Origin of the sequence: Porphyrobacter sp. LM 6 (genome assembly GCF_001720465.1) — a bacterium.
Classification (GTDB): Bacteria; Pseudomonadota; Alphaproteobacteria; order Sphingomonadales; family Sphingomonadaceae; genus Erythrobacter.
On the sequence record NZ_CP017113.1, the window covers coordinates 63,898 to 81,318 of the forward strand.

At 63.1% G+C, this 17,421-nt stretch carries 21 protein-coding genes and 1 pseudogene; 11 read left to right on the forward strand and 11 right to left on the reverse strand.

What is annotated here, in order from left to right:
- Positions 1-176: 176 nt before the first annotated feature.
- The 3 genes from nusG to BG023_RS00350 all read left to right on the forward strand — a co-directional run bounded on the left by nusG (position 177) and on the right by BG023_RS00350 (position 3,545).
- On the forward strand, positions 177-731 hold the full coding sequence (gene nusG / locus BG023_RS00340; RefSeq protein WP_069308682.1) for a transcription termination/antitermination protein NusG: 555 nt from the start codon (positions 177-179) through the stop codon (positions 729-731).
- A gap of 292 nt (positions 732-1,023) precedes the next feature.
- Positions 1,024-2,328 (forward strand): sugar transferase, encoded by a 1,305-nt coding sequence (locus BG023_RS00345; protein ID WP_069308683.1) that lies wholly within the window; start codon positions 1,024-1,026, stop codon positions 2,326-2,328.
- 443 nt (positions 2,329-2,771) lie between these two features.
- Positions 2,772-3,545 carry a metallophosphoesterase family protein gene (locus BG023_RS00350; protein ID WP_069308684.1) on the forward strand — a complete coding sequence of 258 codons (774 nt, stop codon included), beginning with the start codon at positions 2,772-2,774 and terminating at the stop codon, positions 3,543-3,545.
- Between the two features lie 85 nt (positions 3,546-3,630).
- Here BG023_RS00350 and BG023_RS14995 read toward each other — a convergent pair.
- Positions 3,631-3,745: pseudogene (locus BG023_RS14995) on the reverse strand (transposase); the annotation flags it as partial.
- Between the two features lie 323 nt (positions 3,746-4,068).
- Between BG023_RS14995 and BG023_RS00355 the strand changes: the two are divergent.
- The 3 genes from BG023_RS00355 to BG023_RS00375 all read left to right on the forward strand — a co-directional run bounded on the left by BG023_RS00355 (position 4,069) and on the right by BG023_RS00375 (position 7,075).
- The gene (locus BG023_RS00355) at positions 4,069-5,193 is read left to right on the forward strand and encodes a S8 family serine peptidase (RefSeq protein WP_069308685.1); all 1,125 of its coding nucleotides are present in this window, start codon (positions 4,069-4,071) and stop codon (positions 5,191-5,193) included.
- A 968-nt stretch (positions 5,194-6,161) separates the two neighbouring features.
- Positions 6,162-6,518, forward strand: a complete 357-nt coding sequence (locus BG023_RS00370) for a hypothetical protein (RefSeq protein ID WP_069308688.1) — start codon at positions 6,162-6,164, stop codon at positions 6,516-6,518.
- 77 nt (positions 6,519-6,595) lie between these two features.
- A complete protein-coding gene (locus BG023_RS00375; protein ID WP_069308689.1) occupies positions 6,596-7,075 on the forward strand; it encodes a hypothetical protein in 480 nt (159 codons plus the stop codon).
- A gap of 61 nt (positions 7,076-7,136) precedes the next feature.
- Here BG023_RS00375 and mmsB read toward each other — a convergent pair whose 3' ends face one another.
- The 10 genes from mmsB to pyk form a co-directional block, all read right to left on the reverse strand.
- The gene (gene mmsB / locus BG023_RS00380; protein WP_069308690.1) at positions 7,137-8,003 is read right to left on the reverse strand and encodes a 3-hydroxyisobutyrate dehydrogenase; all 867 of its coding nucleotides are present in this window, start codon (positions 8,001-8,003) and stop codon (positions 7,137-7,139) included.
- A 25-nt stretch (positions 8,004-8,028) separates the two neighbouring features.
- On the reverse strand, positions 8,029-8,823 hold the full coding sequence (locus BG023_RS00385; RefSeq protein ID WP_069308691.1) for an enoyl-CoA hydratase-related protein: 795 nt from the start codon (positions 8,821-8,823) through the stop codon (positions 8,029-8,031).
- Positions 8,820-9,875 carry an enoyl-CoA hydratase/isomerase family protein gene (locus tag BG023_RS00390; protein ID WP_069308692.1) on the reverse strand — a complete coding sequence of 352 codons (1,056 nt, stop codon included), beginning with the start codon at positions 9,873-9,875 and terminating at the stop codon, positions 8,820-8,822. The genes BG023_RS00385 and BG023_RS00390 overlap by 4 nt, the downstream gene beginning before the upstream one ends.
- A gap of 2 nt (positions 9,876-9,877) precedes the next feature.
- Positions 9,878-10,267 (reverse strand): VOC family protein, encoded by a 390-nt coding sequence (locus BG023_RS00395; protein ID WP_069308693.1) that lies wholly within the window; start codon positions 10,265-10,267, stop codon positions 9,878-9,880.
- On the reverse strand, positions 10,267-11,412 hold the full coding sequence (locus tag BG023_RS00400; protein WP_069308694.1) for an acyl-CoA dehydrogenase family protein: 1,146 nt from the start codon (positions 11,410-11,412) through the stop codon (positions 10,267-10,269). Before BG023_RS00400 ends, BG023_RS00395 begins: the two co-directional genes overlap by 1 nt.
- An 81-nt stretch (positions 11,413-11,493) precedes the next feature.
- Positions 11,494-12,039, reverse strand: a complete 546-nt coding sequence (locus BG023_RS00405) for a DUF1254 domain-containing protein (protein ID WP_069308695.1) — start codon at positions 12,037-12,039, stop codon at positions 11,494-11,496.
- Positions 12,039-12,641 carry a DUF1214 domain-containing protein gene (locus tag BG023_RS00410; protein WP_069308696.1) on the reverse strand — a complete coding sequence of 201 codons (603 nt, stop codon included), beginning with the start codon at positions 12,639-12,641 and terminating at the stop codon, positions 12,039-12,041. Before BG023_RS00410 ends, BG023_RS00405 begins: the two co-directional genes overlap by 1 nt.
- Complete coding sequence (locus BG023_RS00415; protein ID WP_069308697.1) at positions 12,641-13,030, reverse strand: RidA family protein; 390 nt, start codon at positions 13,028-13,030, stop codon at positions 12,641-12,643. The genes BG023_RS00410 and BG023_RS00415 overlap by 1 nt, the downstream gene beginning before the upstream one ends.
- Positions 13,027-13,365: an I78 family peptidase inhibitor gene (locus BG023_RS00420; RefSeq protein WP_069308698.1), complete on the reverse strand. Its 339-nt coding sequence runs from the start codon at positions 13,363-13,365 to the stop codon at positions 13,027-13,029. Before BG023_RS00420 ends, BG023_RS00415 begins: the two co-directional genes overlap by 4 nt.
- Before the next feature lie 76 nt (positions 13,366-13,441).
- Positions 13,442-14,926: a pyruvate kinase gene (pyk, locus tag BG023_RS00425; RefSeq protein WP_069308699.1), complete on the reverse strand. Its 1,485-nt coding sequence runs from the start codon at positions 14,924-14,926 to the stop codon at positions 13,442-13,444.
- A 65-nt stretch (positions 14,927-14,991) separates the two neighbouring features.
- Between pyk and BG023_RS00430 the strand changes: the two genes are divergently transcribed.
- The 5 genes from BG023_RS00430 to ruvC all read left to right on the forward strand — a co-directional run bounded on the left by BG023_RS00430 (position 14,992) and on the right by ruvC (position 17,412).
- The gene (locus BG023_RS00430) at positions 14,992-15,303 is read left to right on the forward strand and encodes a DUF1244 domain-containing protein (protein WP_069308700.1); all 312 of its coding nucleotides are present in this window, start codon (positions 14,992-14,994) and stop codon (positions 15,301-15,303) included.
- Between the two features lie 81 nt (positions 15,304-15,384).
- Positions 15,385-15,621 (forward strand): DUF2312 domain-containing protein, encoded by a 237-nt coding sequence (locus BG023_RS00435; protein ID WP_069308701.1) that lies wholly within the window; start codon positions 15,385-15,387, stop codon positions 15,619-15,621.
- A 67-nt stretch (positions 15,622-15,688) separates the two neighbouring features.
- Positions 15,689-16,036, forward strand: coding sequence for a heavy metal-binding domain-containing protein (locus BG023_RS00440; RefSeq protein WP_069308702.1), 348 nt, complete (start codon positions 15,689-15,691; stop codon positions 16,034-16,036).
- Between the two features lie 162 nt (positions 16,037-16,198).
- Complete coding sequence (locus BG023_RS00445; protein WP_069308703.1) at positions 16,199-16,942, forward strand: YebC/PmpR family DNA-binding transcriptional regulator; 744 nt, start codon at positions 16,199-16,201, stop codon at positions 16,940-16,942.
- Complete coding sequence (gene ruvC / locus BG023_RS00450; RefSeq protein ID WP_069311032.1) at positions 16,939-17,412, forward strand: crossover junction endodeoxyribonuclease RuvC; 474 nt, start codon at positions 16,939-16,941, stop codon at positions 17,410-17,412. Before BG023_RS00445 ends, ruvC begins: the two co-directional genes overlap by 4 nt.
- The last annotated feature ends 9 nt before the right edge of the window (positions 17,413-17,421 follow it).

Consider the following 17,421-nt stretch of genomic DNA (forward strand, 5'->3'; position numbering starts at 1 on the left):
TCGGCCGTGGGCTGGGCTATCCAAATCCGCCGCAACCTCGTGGCAGGCGGCAACACCTAAGGCTTAATCCTCTCGCGACAATCGACGTGTTTATGGAACGCCCTACCGCACCAGAGGTGGCGACTGTGCCTCCGGGATCGCTTTGATTTAGGCAATGAATGATAAGGGTTCTTACAATGCACCCCGCGGCCCGACTCGAACACGCCAAGCCCAACGCGCAGCCGCGCGATCGTGTCAGCGCATGGTTTGCAGTTCAAGCCAAGCCGAATGCCGCGCATATCGCCGAGCGCAATCTGGTGCGTCAGGGCTTTGACGTCTTCCTCCCCCTCGAGCGTTATGCCCTGCGCCGGGGACGCAACCTTGTCTCAGCCTCTCGCCCGTATTTTGCGGGCTACATGTTCGTCGGATTTGACCCCCAGCACGCACCGTGGCGGGTCATTCGCTCGACTTACGGGGTCGCTCGCCTGGTCAGCTTCGGCGGAAGTCCGGCGCCAGTCGCACCGGAGCTGGTCACCGAACTAATGCGGATGTGCGACGAAGACGGCATCATGCGCCCCCGCCTCGACGCCCGAACTGGCGACCGTGTCATGGTTGCAGACGGGCCCTTCGCGGGCTTTGTCGGACGGCTTGATGCGGTCGGTCCCAATGAGCGAGCGTGGCTCCTTCTTGATATCATGGGTAAGGCGACACGTGTGTCGATTGCCGTCGCAGACCTCCGACGTGCGAGCTGAGCCATGAAGCAGATGAGAGTTGTCCCTCGCCGCATAGTTGTAGCGGACGCGCCAAAGAGCGCCTGCCGCCCTATCTCCAGTCATTGGGCTTCACGGCTTCGTCGGATACACCCCCAAGCTGGCGCCTGCGGTTATGCTGGCCGCAATGCCGCGCGATGCGCCTGCTGGGTTGTGGCCTGATGACTTGTGGAAGTCCCGCCGCCCTGACCAGCAGCACCGTGCGGGTCTTTTTGTCGCCTCGCGGCCCAAGTGATCTGCGCCCCCGCACATCCTTGAGGGCGGGCGCGGTCACATGAGAGCCCTCCAGACCAAGGCCGCATCGGCATCCCCCACGCCCTCCGGATCGGGCCTGCTGGAGGTTGCCGCCTATCTGCTGGTCGGCATTGTCTTGCCTGCGGCTGCATGGTCACTGGCCCTGTCCATTCCCGTGTCGCAGGCACTTCATGATGGCTGGATTGCGCAGATAACCGCATCAAACTTGGCAATTTGTTACACGCTCAGGCAACTGCGGAGTTACGCAAAGACGCGCCTGCTTTCCTATGTGATCCCGGTGAACGCTATCGTGTTCGGGGCCGTCTTCACTGTAAACTCTCTGGCGCGCACTGAAACCTCTTGGTCTCTCTTCCTCGCCTGCGGATTTTTTACGCTTGCCGTCAGTTACTTGAACACCATTCGCTTGCGCCGCATCAGCAATATCTCGCGCGACTACGTAATCCCCGGCGGAGAAGTCGGAAACATACTCGGGCGGCGCGGATTTACCGAGTTGCGCAGCCCGTCGCAGCTTGAGCAGCTGATCGCCGACCAGGAGATTGCTGGCGCAGTCGTGGCAGATCTTCACCACGACCTCTCGCCAGAGTGGGAGCGGGCCATCGCACGCGCCGCACTCAAAGGTATTCCCGTTTATCACTATCGCCTCATCGAGGAAGAGCTGACGGGAGAGGTCCGCATCTCGCACCTGCGCGAGAATGACCTCGGCTCCCTGATGCCCAACCTGCCCTACCGTAAGGCGAAGCGACTTATTGACGTCGTTGCTGCGGTAGTTCTGGCGCCATTTCTGCTGACCTTAATGGCCCTGATCGCGCTACTCATCCGGCTTGATGGCCCAGGCCCTATCTTCTTCCGGCAGGAGCGGCTCGGCTATCGGGGGGAATTCTTCACCATGGTGAAGTTTCGCACGATGCGGGAACGTGAAGTCGAAGACGATGAACACGCCCGCCGCGACGATGCCATCACGCGCAGCGACGATAGCCGCGTAACCCGCATCGGGAAAATCCTTCGCAAGACGCGCATGGATGAATTGCCGCAGGTTTGGAACATTCTCAGGGGCGAAATGAGCTGGATAGGCCCTCGGCCCGAAGCTCGCGCACTCGCCCGGTGGTACCAGGCTGAGATCCCCTTCTACGACTACAGGCATATCGTTCGCCCGGGCATCACCGGGTGGGCGCAGGTCAATCAGGGCCATGTCGCAGAACTCGACGCGGTGCACACCAAGCTTCGCCTTGACTTCTACTACGTGAAGAACCTCTCCCTGTGGCTTGATGTCCTTATCGCCCTGAAGACGCTGCGCGTGGTTTTTGGCGGGATCGGCGCGAAGTAGCAGTCTACCTGGCCCAATCGGCGGCAGACACCGGCATCCAAAAAGCAATGACGGCCAATCCCGAACTCCGATAAACGTATTGGCTTTCCGAGAGGCAGGTCTCAGCGCCCACGGATCGAGCCGAGCGCGCAGACCGGTGGCCGGAGCGTCAGGCCACTACCGAGATTGCGGTGCCACTCTAAGGCATAAGCGCCTAGCTGCGCAGCTGGGATAGCATAGTCAGGCTGCCCCTTGCGCGGATAGCATCGCCGAACCCCAAAGAAATCCCCCAGCCTGTGATTGCATTTTCAGCCCTCACTTCCACTCCGACTGGCCAGATTTCTCGATTTGCGAGTGCGGTAAATCGATTGCCCAAAAGGTGTTTATGCGCCAGACGGTGGATTGTCGTCGCTCGTCCCGCTACATACCTGGGGCACCCTCTCAGCAGAACCTGATACCCCACCATGGCGAGCATTTTGAAAAAGTGGTTTGCTCGAGCGCCAGCAAAGCCAGTTTATAGAATTCCGGCTGGAGAACGCGTCTACGCTGTTGGCGACATTCATGGCCGTCTCGATCTGTTTGAGCGACTGATTGAACAAGTCGAGGCTGACGATAAAGCAAGGCCTAGCGCCAATACGACAATTATATTGTTGGGAGATCTTGTCGATCGCGGGCCGGATAGCGCGGGGGTGATCGATGCCGCCATCAAACTTGGCGCCAGGCGACATCTACGCACCTTATGCGGGAACCACGAGGAGATGTTCCTAAAGTGCCTCGAGGACGATAGGTACGTAAGGCCCTTTCTATCCCACGGTGGACGCGAAACCGTCCTGTCATACCTAGAGGACCCAAGCGAGTATAATCGCCTGACCTTTGAGGAGGTAAGACAGCGCTTGCTTGCCGCGCTGCCAGCCGAGCACCGCCGGTTCCTTGAAAACTTGGAAGATAAGATCACCGTGGGTGACTACCTATTTGTGCATGCGGGGGTGAGGCCGGGGGTAGATCTCCAAGATCAGACGTTGGCGGACCTGCGGTGGATTAGGGAGCCGTTCCTCAGCTCCCGCCCAACTAGCGCGTCCTGCGTCATTCATGGGCACACCGTCACCGCCCAGCCAGACGTTCAAGTCGGGCGGATAGGAATTGACACCGGCGCATATCAATCGGGCCGATTGACTGCCTTAGGCCTAGAGGGTGACGCGCGCTGGTTCCTGTCGGCTGAAGCTGACCAAAAGGCTTGAGACTACAGAGCTTGAATAACGCAATCGTGCGGAGGAGAATTATGGTGTCGCGGGGGGGATGGCTCCGGCGGATGACGCGCCTTTAGATCGTCTTGTGTGGGCCATGATCCGACCGGCGCATCACGCCAGCGCAGCCCGTTCCTCATCACGAAGACGATGCCCCTCACAGTCGGCCGATCATCGACCCGCGGGATGCCGTGCGGCAATCGTAATGCGGCTCAATCCTGCGCATCGGAGCCCCGCCCCACAGCCAGACTTCAGGCCACAGCGGCGCCTCCTCAGCCCCGCCATTGGAGCCGAAGGCGCACGAAACACAATAAAATCAATCTCCTGCGTAAGCGATTTGATGGGCCCTGAGCCCAGTCTTGAGAGCCGGATCCGGGCAAATTCACAATCACGAGCCGCTGCTTTTTGTCAGGCGCCTGTTGGTTTGCGGCAAAACTTCAGTAAATCTTTAGGTTGCCTAGGCATCTCCCACCCGCATAGGCTAAAAAACGAACCAATATCTTGGGAGGTAAACCTTATGACCAGACAATTTATCGCAATCGTGGCATCCTTGCCGCTGTTGGCACTGGCCGCACCCGCGAGCGCGCAAAGGCCGGGCGACAAGATCCCCGGCAGCTACATTTGCGTCTTCGACGGCACGATCACGGCAGGACAGGTGCCTGCAGCCGCGCAGAAGGCTGCTGAGGCTGGCGGCGGACGGGTCACTCACGTCTACACCAAGGCTCTCCGGGGCTTTGCGGTGAATGCCTCGGCGCAGGGCCTGGCCAACATGCGCGCGAAGAGCCGCTCGATCCGCTATTGCGAACAGGATCAGGTGGTCATGACGTCCCAGAAGAAGGGGGGAGGCACCACGACACCCCAGCCGGCTGAGACTAGGCCATGGGGGATCGACCGCGTGAATGGCGGCCGTGCGGGCACTTTTGCGACCGCGTGGATCATCGACACCGGGATCCAGCTGAACCACCCCGACCTGAGGGTAGACACTCAGCGCTCGGTCAGCTTCGTCAGCGACAGGTCACCCAACGACGCCAATGGCCACGGCACCCATGTGGCGGGAACCGTTGCCGCTATCGACAATGAGATTGGCGTAATCGGCGTCGCACCTGGCGCGTTGGTCGTAGCCATACGTGTGCTCGACCGAAGCGGTTCGGGCAGCAATTCGGGCGTAATCGCGGGCGTCGATCACGTCGCCCAGAACGGCCGCGCAGGCGATGTCGCCAACATGAGCCTCGGCGGCGGGGCGAGTTCGGCGCTCGATACGGCGGTGATCAACGCTGCGGCGACAGGTGTGCGCTTCGTGATTGCTGCCGGCAACAGCGCGGCCAATGCTGGGAATTACTCGCCAGCCCGCGCCAACGGAGCCAACATCTACACCGTGTCCTCCTTCGACAGCAATGGCAACTTGTCGAGCTTCTCGAATTTCGGCAATCCTCCCATCGACTTCAGCGAGCCCGGCTCCAATATCAATTCTACCTGGATCGGAAGCGGCTACAGGGCGATCTCGGGGACCTCGATGGCCGCGCCGCACCTCGCCGGCATCCTGCTGCAGGTAGGGGCGAACGGTGTGGTCGGCAATGGCGGCCAGATCAACTTCGACAAGGACCCCATCCGCGACACGATCGGCGTCGTTCCCGCCCCCTGACGGCGCGCGACATTAAGCCGAAGCGCAGCGCCAGGCGCTGCGCTTCGGTAGCCGGCGGTTTTTCCACGCGCCGCCTGGGGCAGTTTTGGGCAGTCGCCCGCCCCAATTGCGCGCCCTAGATCTTGGGGTCCCATACGGCCTCGCGCGTTGACGCCTGTGCGGCGACTGTGCTGATCAGGCGCCACTCGAGCGCGCGCTTGTCGCACTGCCGCTGCGCTGCGTGAGCGCCCTTCACAATTTCGGCGCAATCCAGGCGCGTCGGGTCGCCCTCCCGTCCCCGGCCCCCGTCCCTTGACGCACTACGCCTCATGGTCGTGCGCGTGGCGAGTGGCCACTCTCCCCTGGCGCCAGACGGCCGGCACTTGCATCACCTGCCAGACGAGGCGATCGGGCTGGCGGAGGGCCTGGGCCGTCTATATGACGATGGTGGCCACGCCCATCGGGGCCCACCACTCAGCCTGCGCCTATGGCGCGCACATCATCAGCCTCGCGAGCCTAGCCTACGCGCTTGGGGCGCGCGCCTCGGCTCGCGCCGCCCCCAGCGGATAAACTGCGCCGAATTGATGTCAGCCGCCGGCATTGGCAAACCCGCCGCCCGAACGGCTCGCAATAGCGGCAGGCGTGCCGGATTGAACTATGCTGCCTCGGGTCGCCCGCCATCGGCGAGGAAAGGCAGGCCCTTCACTGGGCCACAGTTCGCAGGCGTCTGGCGGAGTTCATCGCGATGCTGGCGAGGTGTCCGGATACCGCGTATGCTCGGATTACGGCGAAAAGTCCCCAGCCCCCGAGAGGGGGGCTGGGTAGTTATGGAGGCGGCAGATAGCCACATGGCGCCTGCCTCTCGGGTCGCGTACGGGCCACTAGCGTGGAGGAATGTGCCTGGCAATATGTTTTCATAAATGAAAAAATCGACTGCCGCCGTCATCGAGCGTATTGACAGTTCCAGGTGCGGCTGAGAGTTTCTTGCGGTGATTGACGGGCCCCTGCACATAAGGCTGCTTAACCTCCTCAGCGCCATCAGCGCCCTGTCCCCCTTTGGCGTGATGAGCGCAGAGGAGGAGCAGCTCCTGAGGATCCTGCTGGTCCGCTGGCATGAGGCTCGTGACATCTCTGTCGGTGAGATAATGCGGGACATGACGGACGTGTCAGGTGCGACGGCCTACAGGCGGATTATCAGCCTACGCGACAAGGGCTTGATCACGCTGCGCGCCCATCAAACTGACAGGCGTGTAAAGTTAATTGATCCCGCCCCCCTGGCTTTGGATTACGGAGAACGCATCAGCCTGGCTCTTGAGGGACTGATCGTGGAGAGACGCGGCAAGTGAATTTTGGATCTGCAAAGTTAAGCGGGGCAGTAACTCAAATACTTGGAATTGCTCTCGCTTGGTTCGCACTTTTTAAGTTGAACGAGTGGATTTTCTCTGACTTTGAGCACACGCCAAACGCGCATTGGATATTCCTCCCCGCCGCCTTTCGTCCGCTGACCATTCTACTCTTTGACAGGGCGGGGGCAGCGGGTCTGGTTCTTGGGGCCTACCTTACCGTCTACGGCACGACGGGAAGTAGCGCGCTTCATGAGGCGATTTTTGCGATCACCTTGGGCGTCACGCCCTGGATTGCAGTGTCTCTGGGCAAGTGGGCGATGGACATCCCGCGCAATCTTGCCGGCCTGGGGGCTCGACACATCGTCCTCTTGTCCACACTCTGCGCTAGCTTGAACGCTGTCACGTTGAACGGATACCTGTGGACCATTGGGCGCCTCGAGGGCGGCGGAATCCAAATCCTCACGGTATTTGTAGGCGACCTGCTCGGCTCCGTAATCCTACTGTTCATCATATCGACGGCCTTGGCCTTGTCGCTCCCCAGCAGATCGCGGCGATAGACAAGATAGGCCGGCGCGATAGCCCTGACAAACTTCTGACCTCCGCCGCCTCCAATCCTCGTCACATTGTGCGGATAATGCCGGAGAAATCAGTGCCCGCATTGTCCTTGGCGAAGGCATCATAAATCGCGCGGGCGTGCTCGCCCAGTTCGACCTTCGCGCCCGCAGCACGCGCCGCCTCCATCGCCAAACGCAGGTCCTTCAGCATCAGCCCGGCAGCGAACCCGCCCTGATAGCCATTATCTGCCGGGGTCACTGGCCCGACACCGGGCACCGGGCAATAGCTCGTCATCGACCAGCACTGGCCGGACGAGACACTCGAAATATCGTAGAAGGTCTGCGCGTCGAGCCCAAGCTTTTCGGCCATGGCGAAGGCCTCGCAGGTGCCGATCATGTGGATCGCCAGGAGCATGTTGTTGCAGATCTTGGCCGCCTGCCCGTTGCCCGCATCGCCTGCATGGATCACCGCCTTGCCCATGGCGGCAAGTATAGGCTGGGCGCGATCGAAGGCCTCCTTGGTGCCTCCAACCATGAAGGTCAATGTGCCGCCATTGGCAGCCGCGATCCCGCCCGAGACCGGCGCATCGACCATCTGGTAGCCGTGCTGCTGGGTAACAGAAATCACCTCGCGCGCGGTGGCAACGTCGATGGTCGAGCAATCGAGCAGGACCGCTCCCTCGGGCGCATGGCCAATCACATCGTCCCAATAGACCTGTTTGACGATCTCGCCGTTGGGCAGCATCGACACGACTGCCTCCACCCCCTCACACGCTTCTCTGGCGGTGCCAAAAGTGCTGCAACCGGCAGCCTGGGCGGCGGCAAGCGCTAGTTCGGACAGGTCAAAGGCGCGCACATCGTGGCCGGCCTTCACAAGGTTCGCGGCCATCCCGCCGCCCATGTTGCCGAGGCCGATAAAGGCGATTTTCATGTCAGTCCCCTACAGTTTGGCTGGCTTAACGCCCCTTCCACTGCCCTTCACGCTTTTCGATAAAGGCGGCCATGCCCTCGGCCTTGTCCTCGCTCGCGGTGAGGATCTGGAAGATGCGTCGCTCGACGATCAGACCCTGATCGAGGGTCATCTCGAAGGCCGAGTTCACCATTTCCTTGTTGGCGATCACAGCCATCGGCGGCATGGCAGCAATGGTCGCGGCGGTCTTGAGCGTCTCGGCGATCAGTTCCTCATGCGGCACCACGCGCGCCACCAGATTGCTGCGCTCGGCCTCGACCGCGTCCATCATCCGGCCGGTGAGGCACATTTCCATCGACTTCGACTTGCCGATCGCGCGGGTCAGCCGCTGCGATCCTCCCATGCCGGGCGCGACGCCCAGCTTGATTTCGGGCTGGCCGAACTTGGCCTTATCCGAGGCAATGATGAAATCGGCCATCATCGCCAGCTCGCACCCTCCGCCCAGCGCGAAGCCGTTCACGGCCGCGATCCAGGGCTTGCGGGTCTTCTTGACGATCTCGGATGTCCACGGGCCAAAGAAATCATCAAGGAAGAAGTCGGCCGCGGCCTTGTCGGCCATTTCCTTGATGTCCGCGCCGGCGGCAAAGGCCTTGTCGCCGCTGCCGGTGAGGATCGCGCACAGCTGCGTGCTGTCTGCCTGATAGGCGGCGAAAGCGTCGATCAACTCTTCCAGAACCTTGGAATTGAGCGCGTTCAGCGCCTGCGGGCGGTTGATCGTCAGCAGTGTAACGCCTGGGGTAGCCCGCGCATCGGCTTCGGCGGTGATGGTTTCGTAGGTCATAAGGGCTTCCATTCTTCATCGGCAGGCAGGGGCGCGAAAATCGCGTTGAGCAGGCCCGCGGTCACATCTTCGGGGGTGGCCGGGTCCCACTTGGGATCATTGGTCTTGTCGACGATCACCGCGCGCACACCCTCCGCAAAGTCGGGTCGGACGAGTACGCGGCTGGCGATGCGGTATTCCATCCGCATATTGTCGGCAAAATCGGTAAGCTTCGCGCTCTCTGCGAGCTGGCGCAGCGCGACCTTGCAGGTCTGCGGGCTCTTGGTGCCGAGCGTGTCGCGCTCCTTCATCGCCCAGTCGTCACCCGCATCGGCAGCGGCTTCGAGACTGGCGAGGATGTCCTCATAGACGTCCGAAGCGAAATGCTTGGCGATCTTGCCGGCATTGGCCTCGATCCGCGCCTTGGGCGGGGTGCCGACGGGTTCGGACAGGATGCCCGCGATCCGGTCCGGGTGGTCGTGAATACGTGCCTTCAAATCTTCCAGCATCTCGTGCGGCACGTAATGCGTGGCCAGACCCGTCCACAGGCACTCCGAGCCATCAAGCCGCGCGCCGGTGAGCGCGAGGAACTGGCCCAGCCGCCGCCCGAGCCGCGAGAGATACCAGCCGCCCCCCACATCGGGGAACAGGCCGATCCCGGTTTCGGGCATGGCGAAGCGGGTGTTCTCGGTCGCCACGCGGAACTTGGCGGGCTGGCTGATGCCCACGCCGCCGCCCATTGTGATGCCGTCCATGAAGGCGACGATCGGCTTGCCGTAGGTGAACATCTGGTGATTTAGCTGGTATTCGTCGTGGAAGAACTTGCGACCCGATACGCCGCCGTCGTTCAGCGCCGAATTGCGCAGGAAGGCGATATCGCCCCCAGCGCAGAAGCCGCGGCCTTCGTCGTGATCGAGGATCACGGCCTTGATGGCATCATCCTTCGCCCACGCGGTCAGCGCGGCGCTCATGGCGTGGCACATCTCGAGTGTCAGCGCGTGGAGCGCCTTGGGGCGGTTGAGGCTGATGTGGCCGATCGGGCCATTGGTGCGGATCAGTACGTCATCGGTCATTGCTACATAACTTTCGGCTCGATCAGGTCCCAGCGGTTGCCGAACGGATCGCTGAACACCGCGACGGTGCCATAGGGCTCGCGGCGCGGTTGTTCGTGGAACGTCACCCCGGCATCGACAAGCCGCGCCCGGGTGGCTGTGAAATCATCGGTGTGCGCGAAAAAGCCAACCCGCCCACCGGTCTGGTTGCCAATGGCAGCCGCCTGCGCATCGTTGGCGGCGCGGGCGAGGAGCAACCTGCCACCATCCTTGCCGCCGACAACCACCCAGCGCTTGCCACCGCCCATGTCGCTGTCCTCGATCAGATCGAAGCCCAGCGCACCAACGAAGAACGCAATCCCCGAATCGTAATCGGGAACCACCATCGTCGTCAGGGCGAGGCGCGTGCCCATCACTGGCGCAGCAGGTCCCGGCCCACGACCATGCGCATCACCTGGTTGGTGCCTTCGAGGATCGAGTGCACCCGCAGATCACGCCAAAAGCGTTCGATCGGGTAATCCTGAAGATAGCCATAGCCGCCGAACAGCTGGAGCGCGCGGTCGACGATCGCCGAACCATTGTCCGTCGCCAACCGCTTGGCCATCGCCGAAAAGCGCGTCTTGTCGGGTGCGTTGTCGGTCACCTTGGCGGCGGCGAGATAGAGCAGCGCGCGCGACGCCTCCAGATCGGTCGCCATGTCGGCGAGCATGAACTGGGTGTTCTGGAAATCGGCCACCGCCTGGCCGAACTGCTTGCGGTCCTTGGTGTACTTGATCGCTTCATCAAGGCAGCGCTGCGCCCCGCCGAGCGAGCAGGCACCGATATTAAGCCGCCCGCCATCCAGCCCCATCATCGCGATGCGGAAGCCTTCGCCCTCAGCCCCGACGAGGTTTTCGACCGGCACGCGCACGTCTTCAAGGATGAGCTGCGCGGTCGGCTGCGAATGCCAGCCGAGCTTCTTCTCCTGCGCGCCGAAGTTTACGCCCGGCATGTCCTTTTCGATCACCAAGCAGGAAATGCCCTTGGGGCCATCCTCGCCGGTGCGAACCATCGCGACGTAGATCTCGTTCGCGCCCGCGCCCGAGATGAACTGCTTAGTGCCGTTGAGCACGTAATGATCGCCATCCCGCCGGGCGGTGGTCTTGAGCGCCGCGGCGTCCGAGCCGGAGCCCGGCTCGGTCAGGCAGTAGCTGGCGATCTTCTCCATCGTGACGAGACTGGGGAGATACTTGGCCTTCACTGTCTCGCCGCCGAAGCGGTCGATCATCCAGGCGGCCATGTTGTGGATCGAGATGAACGCCGAGGTCGAAGGGCAGCCATAGGCCATCGCCTCCATGATCAGCGCCGCTTCAAGCCGGCCGAGGCCAATCCCTCCCGATGCCTCGGACACGTAGATCGCCCCAAAACCCAATTCGGCGCTGCGCTGGATCACGTCCTTGGGGAAGATGTGCTTCTCGTCCCACTCGGCGGCGTGCGGAGTTATGTTGTCGGCGGTGAACCGCTGCGCCATCTCGCGGATCGCAAGCTGGTCATCGGTAAGTTGGAATTGTCCTTGCATGGCGAGGTGCTCTAACGGGGTTTGCCGAGTTGGAAAAGGCTGGCGCGGGCCTGTAGCCTGAGGAAATTTGCTAGGCGCGGGTCAATACGCCGCCGCAGGGGGCACGATACTCCCGCGAGATTCAAGACGGCAGCGATCCCCCTTGCTCGCAGTTGCAGCTGCCGCAAAGCGCGGGATATCGGGCGCAAGGCGGCGGATCAGGATCACGCCTTTAGCGGTGGGGCTGACAATCGCCCCCTTCTCCGTCGCGCTGCCGGGCGGCAAGAGGCGCACGGCCACGGCCTTGCCGGAACCTCTGATGGTGGCGAAATTGTCGGTCTGCGCTGAGAAGAACGAGAGCGACTGGTAATCGGGCCATTCACCCATCCGCAGCACCAGCTGCACCCCCGGATCGGCCAGATCATAGCGGCACAGCGCGTAAAAGAGATCAGGCGAAGAGCGCACCACCGTCTGGCTTTGCGGGGTAACGCGCTTGGGGCTGTTGAAGCGGTGCAGCTGCACGCCGCGGGCGGCCAGCGCCTCCATTGCCTGTCCCATGATTACGCCGGGTGCGAAATGCAGCACGGCGACATGGGCAGCCATCGCGAAGACCAGTGCCGTTACCAGCGGACCCGCCCAACGCTTCATCACGCACTCTCCGGGTCACAAGCCAAACGCTCGATGCGTGGCGGGAGCAACACTCTGGCGGGTGTCTCAATCAAGGCAGCGTCCGGAACATAGAGCCGCAACGTCAGATCGAAAGTCCCGGCCTTGCGACTCGAAATCCAGAGCCTCTCGTCCGCAGGCCGTTCAGCCGCAATCACGGCCTCCCACGCCTCTGGCCCAGCGCGACTGGCATCTATACTGAGCGCCTCGTCGGTATTCGCAGGCAACATGCTTGCCGCATCATACAACGTGACCGACCACCATGCCGCGGGCATCTTGCCGCCCGACAGGCGATAGGTGCAGGCGTCGGTGAGAGGCCGGCCGTCCTCATCTGTATTGCGGGTCAGATAGACTGCCTCGGCCCGCGCCAGCGCCAGCAATCCATGCCGCGCCACCCGCGCGCGAGTGTAGGGATCGGCTGCCTCGGAGCCGATCGCAAAGTCGCTGCGCCAGCCACCGACATTGACATCGCCAAAAGCCAGCGTGTTGGCGCCAGGCAGCAATCCGGCCATCCACAAGGCACTGCCCGTCCCGATGATGCCCCCGGCCAAAATGGCTGCAAGATAGCCCAGAACCCGCAGCATCAGGCGCTCACCACAGCCTCGGCCTCGATCTCGACCCGCCATTCGGGGCGGCACAGCCACGCCACGCCTGCCATGGTCGCCGCCGGACGGGCTGCCCCGAAGAACCGGGCGTGCACCGCGCCGACAGCGTCTTGATCGGACGGGTCAGTCAGCAGCATCCGGGTGCGCACAAGGTCGTTGGCCGAACCGCCCAGTTCCTCGATCGCGGCGAGGATGATCGCGCAGCACCGCTCAGCCTGTTCAGCCGCGCCGCCGGGTGTGGTCGAGCCGTCGGGTTCGACCGGGCCGGTGCCAGCGACAATGATCCGGTCACCCACGCGCACCGCGCGGGCGAAGCCGAAGGCCGCCTCGTAAGGGGATCCGGAGGTGACCCGGGTCCGCCCGCTCATCCGCAGGTGATCTCGGTGATTTTCATCTTGCTGTCGTAGCGCACGTTCACGCGGTCTTCGCGGTAATCCATCGTCCATGCGGAGTTCGGTGCGCCCCAGCGCAGGCTGGCCGCGCCGCTGTCCTTGAGGATCGCCTGCCCCATCGATTGGGTCGCGTCATGGCCGATGTGATATTGTGCGGGGGCAGCGTTGCACACCATCGGCACCGGCGGCGACGGCACCGCTTCGGCGCGATCCGGTTCATCATCGACGATGCTGACGACGCAGCCCGAAAGGCTGGCTGCGGCCAAGCCGATGAAAGCACCACGCACGGCAGTCCGTCTGATAGTCCCCATGTCATCCTCCCTAAGGTCGGGTCTCCAGACCGGCAGAGGTATCAGCCTTGGGCACACGGCTGAAGCACCCGACACGTCACTGGGCGGATGATCCCGCGTGCTTGTCGAGTTCGTCGCCGGTGACGGTTACGACATGCAGCAGGTTGGTCGCCCCCGGGGTCCCGAAGGGCACGCCGGCAAGCACGATCAGCTTGCTGCCCGCCTCACCGAAACCGTGGCGCAGCGCCATGCGCTTGCCCTTGCCGATCATCTCTTCAAAGCTGCCGATGTCCTTGGTCGCCACGGCATGCGCGCCCCACAGCAACGCCATGCGCCGCGCGGTGCGGGTCGAAGGGGTGAGCACCAGCACCGGGGTCGCGGGCCGTTCGCGCGCCACCCGCCGTGCGGTAGAACCGGAAGAAGTGAACACCGTGATCGCGCTGATCGGCACGGTATCGGCGATCGTCATGCAAGCATGGGCCAGCGCGTCGGAGGTGGTGGCATCGGGCGGCGTATCGAGGAAGCGCACCCGTTCCTTGTAACCCTCGTCGCGTTCGACCTGCACCGCGATGCTATCCATCATGGCGACTGATTCTTCCGGCCATGCACCCGCCGCGCTTTCGGCCGAGAGCATCACCGCATCGGCCCCGTCATAGACCGCGTTGGCGACGTCGGACACCTCGGCGCGGGTCGGAGAGGGGCTTTCGATCATGCTTTCGAGCATCTGCGTCGCCACGATCACCGGCTTGCCCGCCCGGCGCGCCATATTGACGATCTTCTTCTGGAGCGGCGGCACCTCATAGGGTTCGAGCTCGACCCCCAGATCGCCGCGCGCGACCATGATCCCGTCAGCAAGTTCGATAATGCCGTCCAGGCGATCGACCGCCTTAGGCTTCTCGATTTTGGCGCAGATCGCCGTGCCGCGGTTGCCGATCAGCTTGCGCGCTTCGGCGATATCCTCGGGCCGCTGCACGAAGGAGAGCGCGATCCAGTCCGCACCGTGCTCGGTGGCAAAGGCGAGGTCGCGGCGGTCTTTCTCGGTCAGCGCCGGGATCGGCACTTCGGCATCGGGCACGTTGACGCCCTTGCGATCCGAGATCACTCCGCCAACCTCGGCGCTGCACAGGATGCGGTCTTCGTCCGCCTCCAGCACCTTCAGGCGGATCTTGCCGTCGTTGATCAACAGCCGCTGACCGCGCTCCATGATCCCGAACAGCTCCGGATGTGGCAGGCAGACGCGGTTTTCATCGCCCGGGGTGGGGTCGCGATCGAGCATGAAGTGGCCCGAGTGGCGGATCACCGCTTGGCCATCCTTGAAGGTGCCGACGCGAAGCTTGGGCCCCTGCAAGTCGGCAAGAATGCCGATGGGGCGGGCCAGCTGCTTTTCCAGCGCGCGGATGGCGAGGATCGCGGCTTCGTGATCGGCGTGTTCGCCGTGGCTCATGTTCAGCCGGAAGGCATCCGCCCCGGCGCGCACCAGCTTGGCAAGCATCTCCGGCGAGCGGCTGGCGGGGCCGATGGTGGCGAGTATCTTGACCTTGCGGCCGCGCGGGTCGATCCGTGACTGATCGCGTCGTGACATTATGAGCTATCCCTCTTGAAGGTGGCCTATGGCACAGGCGCATTTCAACTCAAGGAAAAGCCGCGATGAATAGCAATGCCGATCCGCTCGAAATGCTCGACGACGCACAGGCCGCCGCCGCCTTCCGCCGGCTGGTGCGGCACCTGCGCCATCGCCATGATGCGCAGAACATTGATTTGATGGGTCTCGCCGGGTTCTGCCGCAATTGCCTTGCCGACTGGATCCGCGATGCGGGCTACCCGGGCGACAAGGAAGCGGCGCGCGAAGTGATCCACGGGATGCCGAGCGCGGAGTGGAAGGCGACGCGCCAGACCCCCGCCACCCCCGAGCAGATCGCGCGCATGGATGCGAGTGTCGCGAAGAACGCACAGGAATAATTCGCTCCGGCGGTTCAATCGGCGCGGCGGGCTGGCTATCGCCACCAGCAACCGATTCTCACTTTTCCGATGGAGACCCCAATGGCTGACGCCACCGATGACCGCCTGCGCCTGCTGATCGAGCGGATCGAGCGCCTCGAAGAAGAAAAGAAGGGCATCGCCGACGATATCCGCGATGTCTACATGGAGGCCAAGGCGGTCGGCTATGACCCCAAGATCATGCGCCAAATTGTGCGTCTGCGGAAGATGAAACCCGACGACCGCAGCGAGCAGGACATGCTGCTGGAAACCTACAAGAACGCGCTCGGGATGGGCTAATCCAAGCCATTGAACTCGGGCCAAGCCGTGTTATCTGAATAACACAGTTTTGTGAGGAGACACGGCAATGGCATCCCCCTGGAAAGACTCGCGCGGCGTAATCGTCAGCACCACCCCGACGCTCGAAGGGCGCCCGATCCAGGAATATTGCGGCATCGTCACCGGCGAGGTGATCGTCGGCGCCAACCTGTTCCGCGATCTGTTCGCCAATATCCGCGACATCGTCGGCGGGCGTTCGGGCAGCTACGAGCGCATTCTGGCTGACGCGCGCAATCAGGCGATTCAGGAATTGCAGGCCGAAGCCGCTACGCTGGGGGCCAATGCTGTGGTTGCGATCGACCTCGATTACGAGGTCATCGGGCCGAGCGGATCGATGCTGATGGTCTCGGCCAGCGGCACCGCAGTCCGGATCTGACCCGCCCCATCTTCGCTTGAGCAATTGCGCGCGCCGCTAGCCGCGCGTGATCCGGCACGGGGCGATGGCAGGTGTCATCGCCCATCCGCGCCCTTGCGCCCGGCGCGCCTGCCGGAGTAAGGGCCGCGCTCACATCTCAAACATCCCGGTGAAGTTCGTCCAATGGCAGGCCATTCCAAGTTCAAGAACATCATGCATCGCAAGGGCGCGCAGGATAAGAAGCGCGCGGCGATGTTCTCCAAGCTTTCCCGCGAGATCACCGTGGCGGCTAAGATGGGCATGCCCGATCCCGACATGAACCCGCGCCTGCGCCTTGCGGTGAACGCGGCGCGCGCGCAGTCGATGCCCAAGGACAACATCCAGCGCGCGATCGACAAGGCCGGGCAGGCCGGCGGCGAGGATTACATCGAGATCCGCTACGAAGGCTATGGCCCGGGCGGCGTCGCGCTGATCGTCGAGGCGTTGACCGACAACCGCAACCGCACAGCTACCAATGTCCGCACCGCGTTCAGCAAGAACGGCGGCAACCTCGGCAGCGAAGGCTCGGTGTCGCACGGCTTCGAGCGCCGCGGGCTGATCGAGTATTCGGCCGCTGCGGGCGATGAAGAAAAGATGCTCGAAGCCGCGATCGAAGCGGGCGCGGATGACGTCGAAAGCTCGGAAGACGGCCACACCATCTGGACCGCCGCCGATGCGCTCCACGGCGTGGCGGGCGAGCTCGAAAAGGTGCTCGGCCCGGCCGACAATGTGAAGCTGGCGTGGAAACCGGTCCTGACGGTCGACGTCAATGAAGAGACTGCCGCAACGCTGATGAAGCTGATCGACACGCTCGACGATGACGATGACGTGCAGACCGTGTGGGGCAATTACGAGATTTCCGACGCGGTGATGGAGAAGCTGGGCTGATCATCCTCGGCCTTGATCCCTCGCTGTCATCGACCGGCTGGGGCGTGATCCGCAGCGAGGGCGCGCGGATCAGCCATATCGCCAATGGCCAGATCAAGACCGATCCGGCCGCCCCGATGGCCGAACGGCTGGCGGCCTTGCAAGCGGGCCTCGCAGAGGTGATCGCCGCGCACCGCCCGGACCGCGCGGCGGCGGAGGAAATCTTCGTCAACAAGAACCCGCAATCGACCCTGAAGCTGGCGCAAGCGCGCGGCGCGGTGCTGGCAGCCTGCGGGGCGGCGGGGTTGGCGGTGAACGAACACGCCGCGCGGCTCGTGAAGAAGGCCGTCACCGGGACCGGTTCTGCCGAAAAAGGGCAGGTCGCCGCGATGGTGCAGGTGCTGCTACCCGGTGTTGCCATCACCGGAAGCGATGCAGCCGACGCGCTTGCCGTGGCGATTGCCGACGCGCATCTTGGCCCGCGCCCCTGAACGGAGAAC

Excerpts from the sequence above, each read along its gene's own strand:
- nusG (WP_069308682.1), top strand. The coding sequence starts at position 177 with ATGCACCCCGCGGCCCGACTCGAACACGCCAAGCCCAACGCGCAGCCG.
- BG023_RS00345 (WP_069308683.1), top strand. The coding sequence starts at position 1,024 with ATGAGAGCCCTCCAGACCAAGGCCGCATCGGCATCCCCCACGCCCTCC.
- BG023_RS00350 (WP_069308684.1), top strand. The coding sequence starts at position 2,772 with ATGGCGAGCATTTTGAAAAAGTGGTTTGCTCGAGCGCCAGCAAAGCCA.
- BG023_RS00355 (WP_069308685.1), top strand. The coding sequence starts at position 4,069 with ATGACCAGACAATTTATCGCAATCGTGGCATCCTTGCCGCTGTTGGCA.
- mmsB (WP_069308690.1), bottom strand. The coding sequence starts at position 8,003 with ATGAAAATCGCCTTTATCGGCCTCGGCAACATGGGCGGCGGGATGGCC.
- BG023_RS00385 (WP_069308691.1), bottom strand. The coding sequence starts at position 8,823 with ATGACCTACGAAACCATCACCGCCGAAGCCGATGCGCGGGCTACCCCA.
- BG023_RS00390 (WP_069308692.1), bottom strand. The coding sequence starts at position 9,875 with ATGACCGATGACGTACTGATCCGCACCAATGGCCCGATCGGCCACATC.
- BG023_RS00395 (WP_069308693.1), bottom strand. The coding sequence starts at position 10,267 with ATGGGCACGCGCCTCGCCCTGACGACGATGGTGGTTCCCGATTACGAT.
- BG023_RS00400 (WP_069308694.1), bottom strand. The coding sequence starts at position 11,412 with ATGCAAGGACAATTCCAACTTACCGATGACCAGCTTGCGATCCGCGAG.
- BG023_RS00405 (WP_069308695.1), bottom strand. The coding sequence starts at position 12,039 with ATGAAGCGTTGGGCGGGTCCGCTGGTAACGGCACTGGTCTTCGCGATG.
- BG023_RS00410 (WP_069308696.1), bottom strand. The coding sequence starts at position 12,641 with ATGCTGCGGGTTCTGGGCTATCTTGCAGCCATTTTGGCCGGGGGCATC.
- BG023_RS00415 (WP_069308697.1), bottom strand. The coding sequence starts at position 13,030 with ATGAGCGGGCGGACCCGGGTCACCTCCGGATCCCCTTACGAGGCGGCC.
- BG023_RS00420 (WP_069308698.1), bottom strand. The coding sequence starts at position 13,365 with ATGGGGACTATCAGACGGACTGCCGTGCGTGGTGCTTTCATCGGCTTG.
- pyk (WP_069308699.1), bottom strand. The coding sequence starts at position 14,926 with ATGTCACGACGCGATCAGTCACGGATCGACCCGCGCGGCCGCAAGGTC.
- BG023_RS00430 (WP_069308700.1), top strand. The coding sequence starts at position 14,992 with ATGAATAGCAATGCCGATCCGCTCGAAATGCTCGACGACGCACAGGCC.
- BG023_RS00435 (WP_069308701.1), top strand. The coding sequence starts at position 15,385 with ATGGCTGACGCCACCGATGACCGCCTGCGCCTGCTGATCGAGCGGATC.
- BG023_RS00440 (WP_069308702.1), top strand. The coding sequence starts at position 15,689 with ATGGCATCCCCCTGGAAAGACTCGCGCGGCGTAATCGTCAGCACCACC.
- BG023_RS00445 (WP_069308703.1), top strand. The coding sequence starts at position 16,199 with ATGGCAGGCCATTCCAAGTTCAAGAACATCATGCATCGCAAGGGCGCG.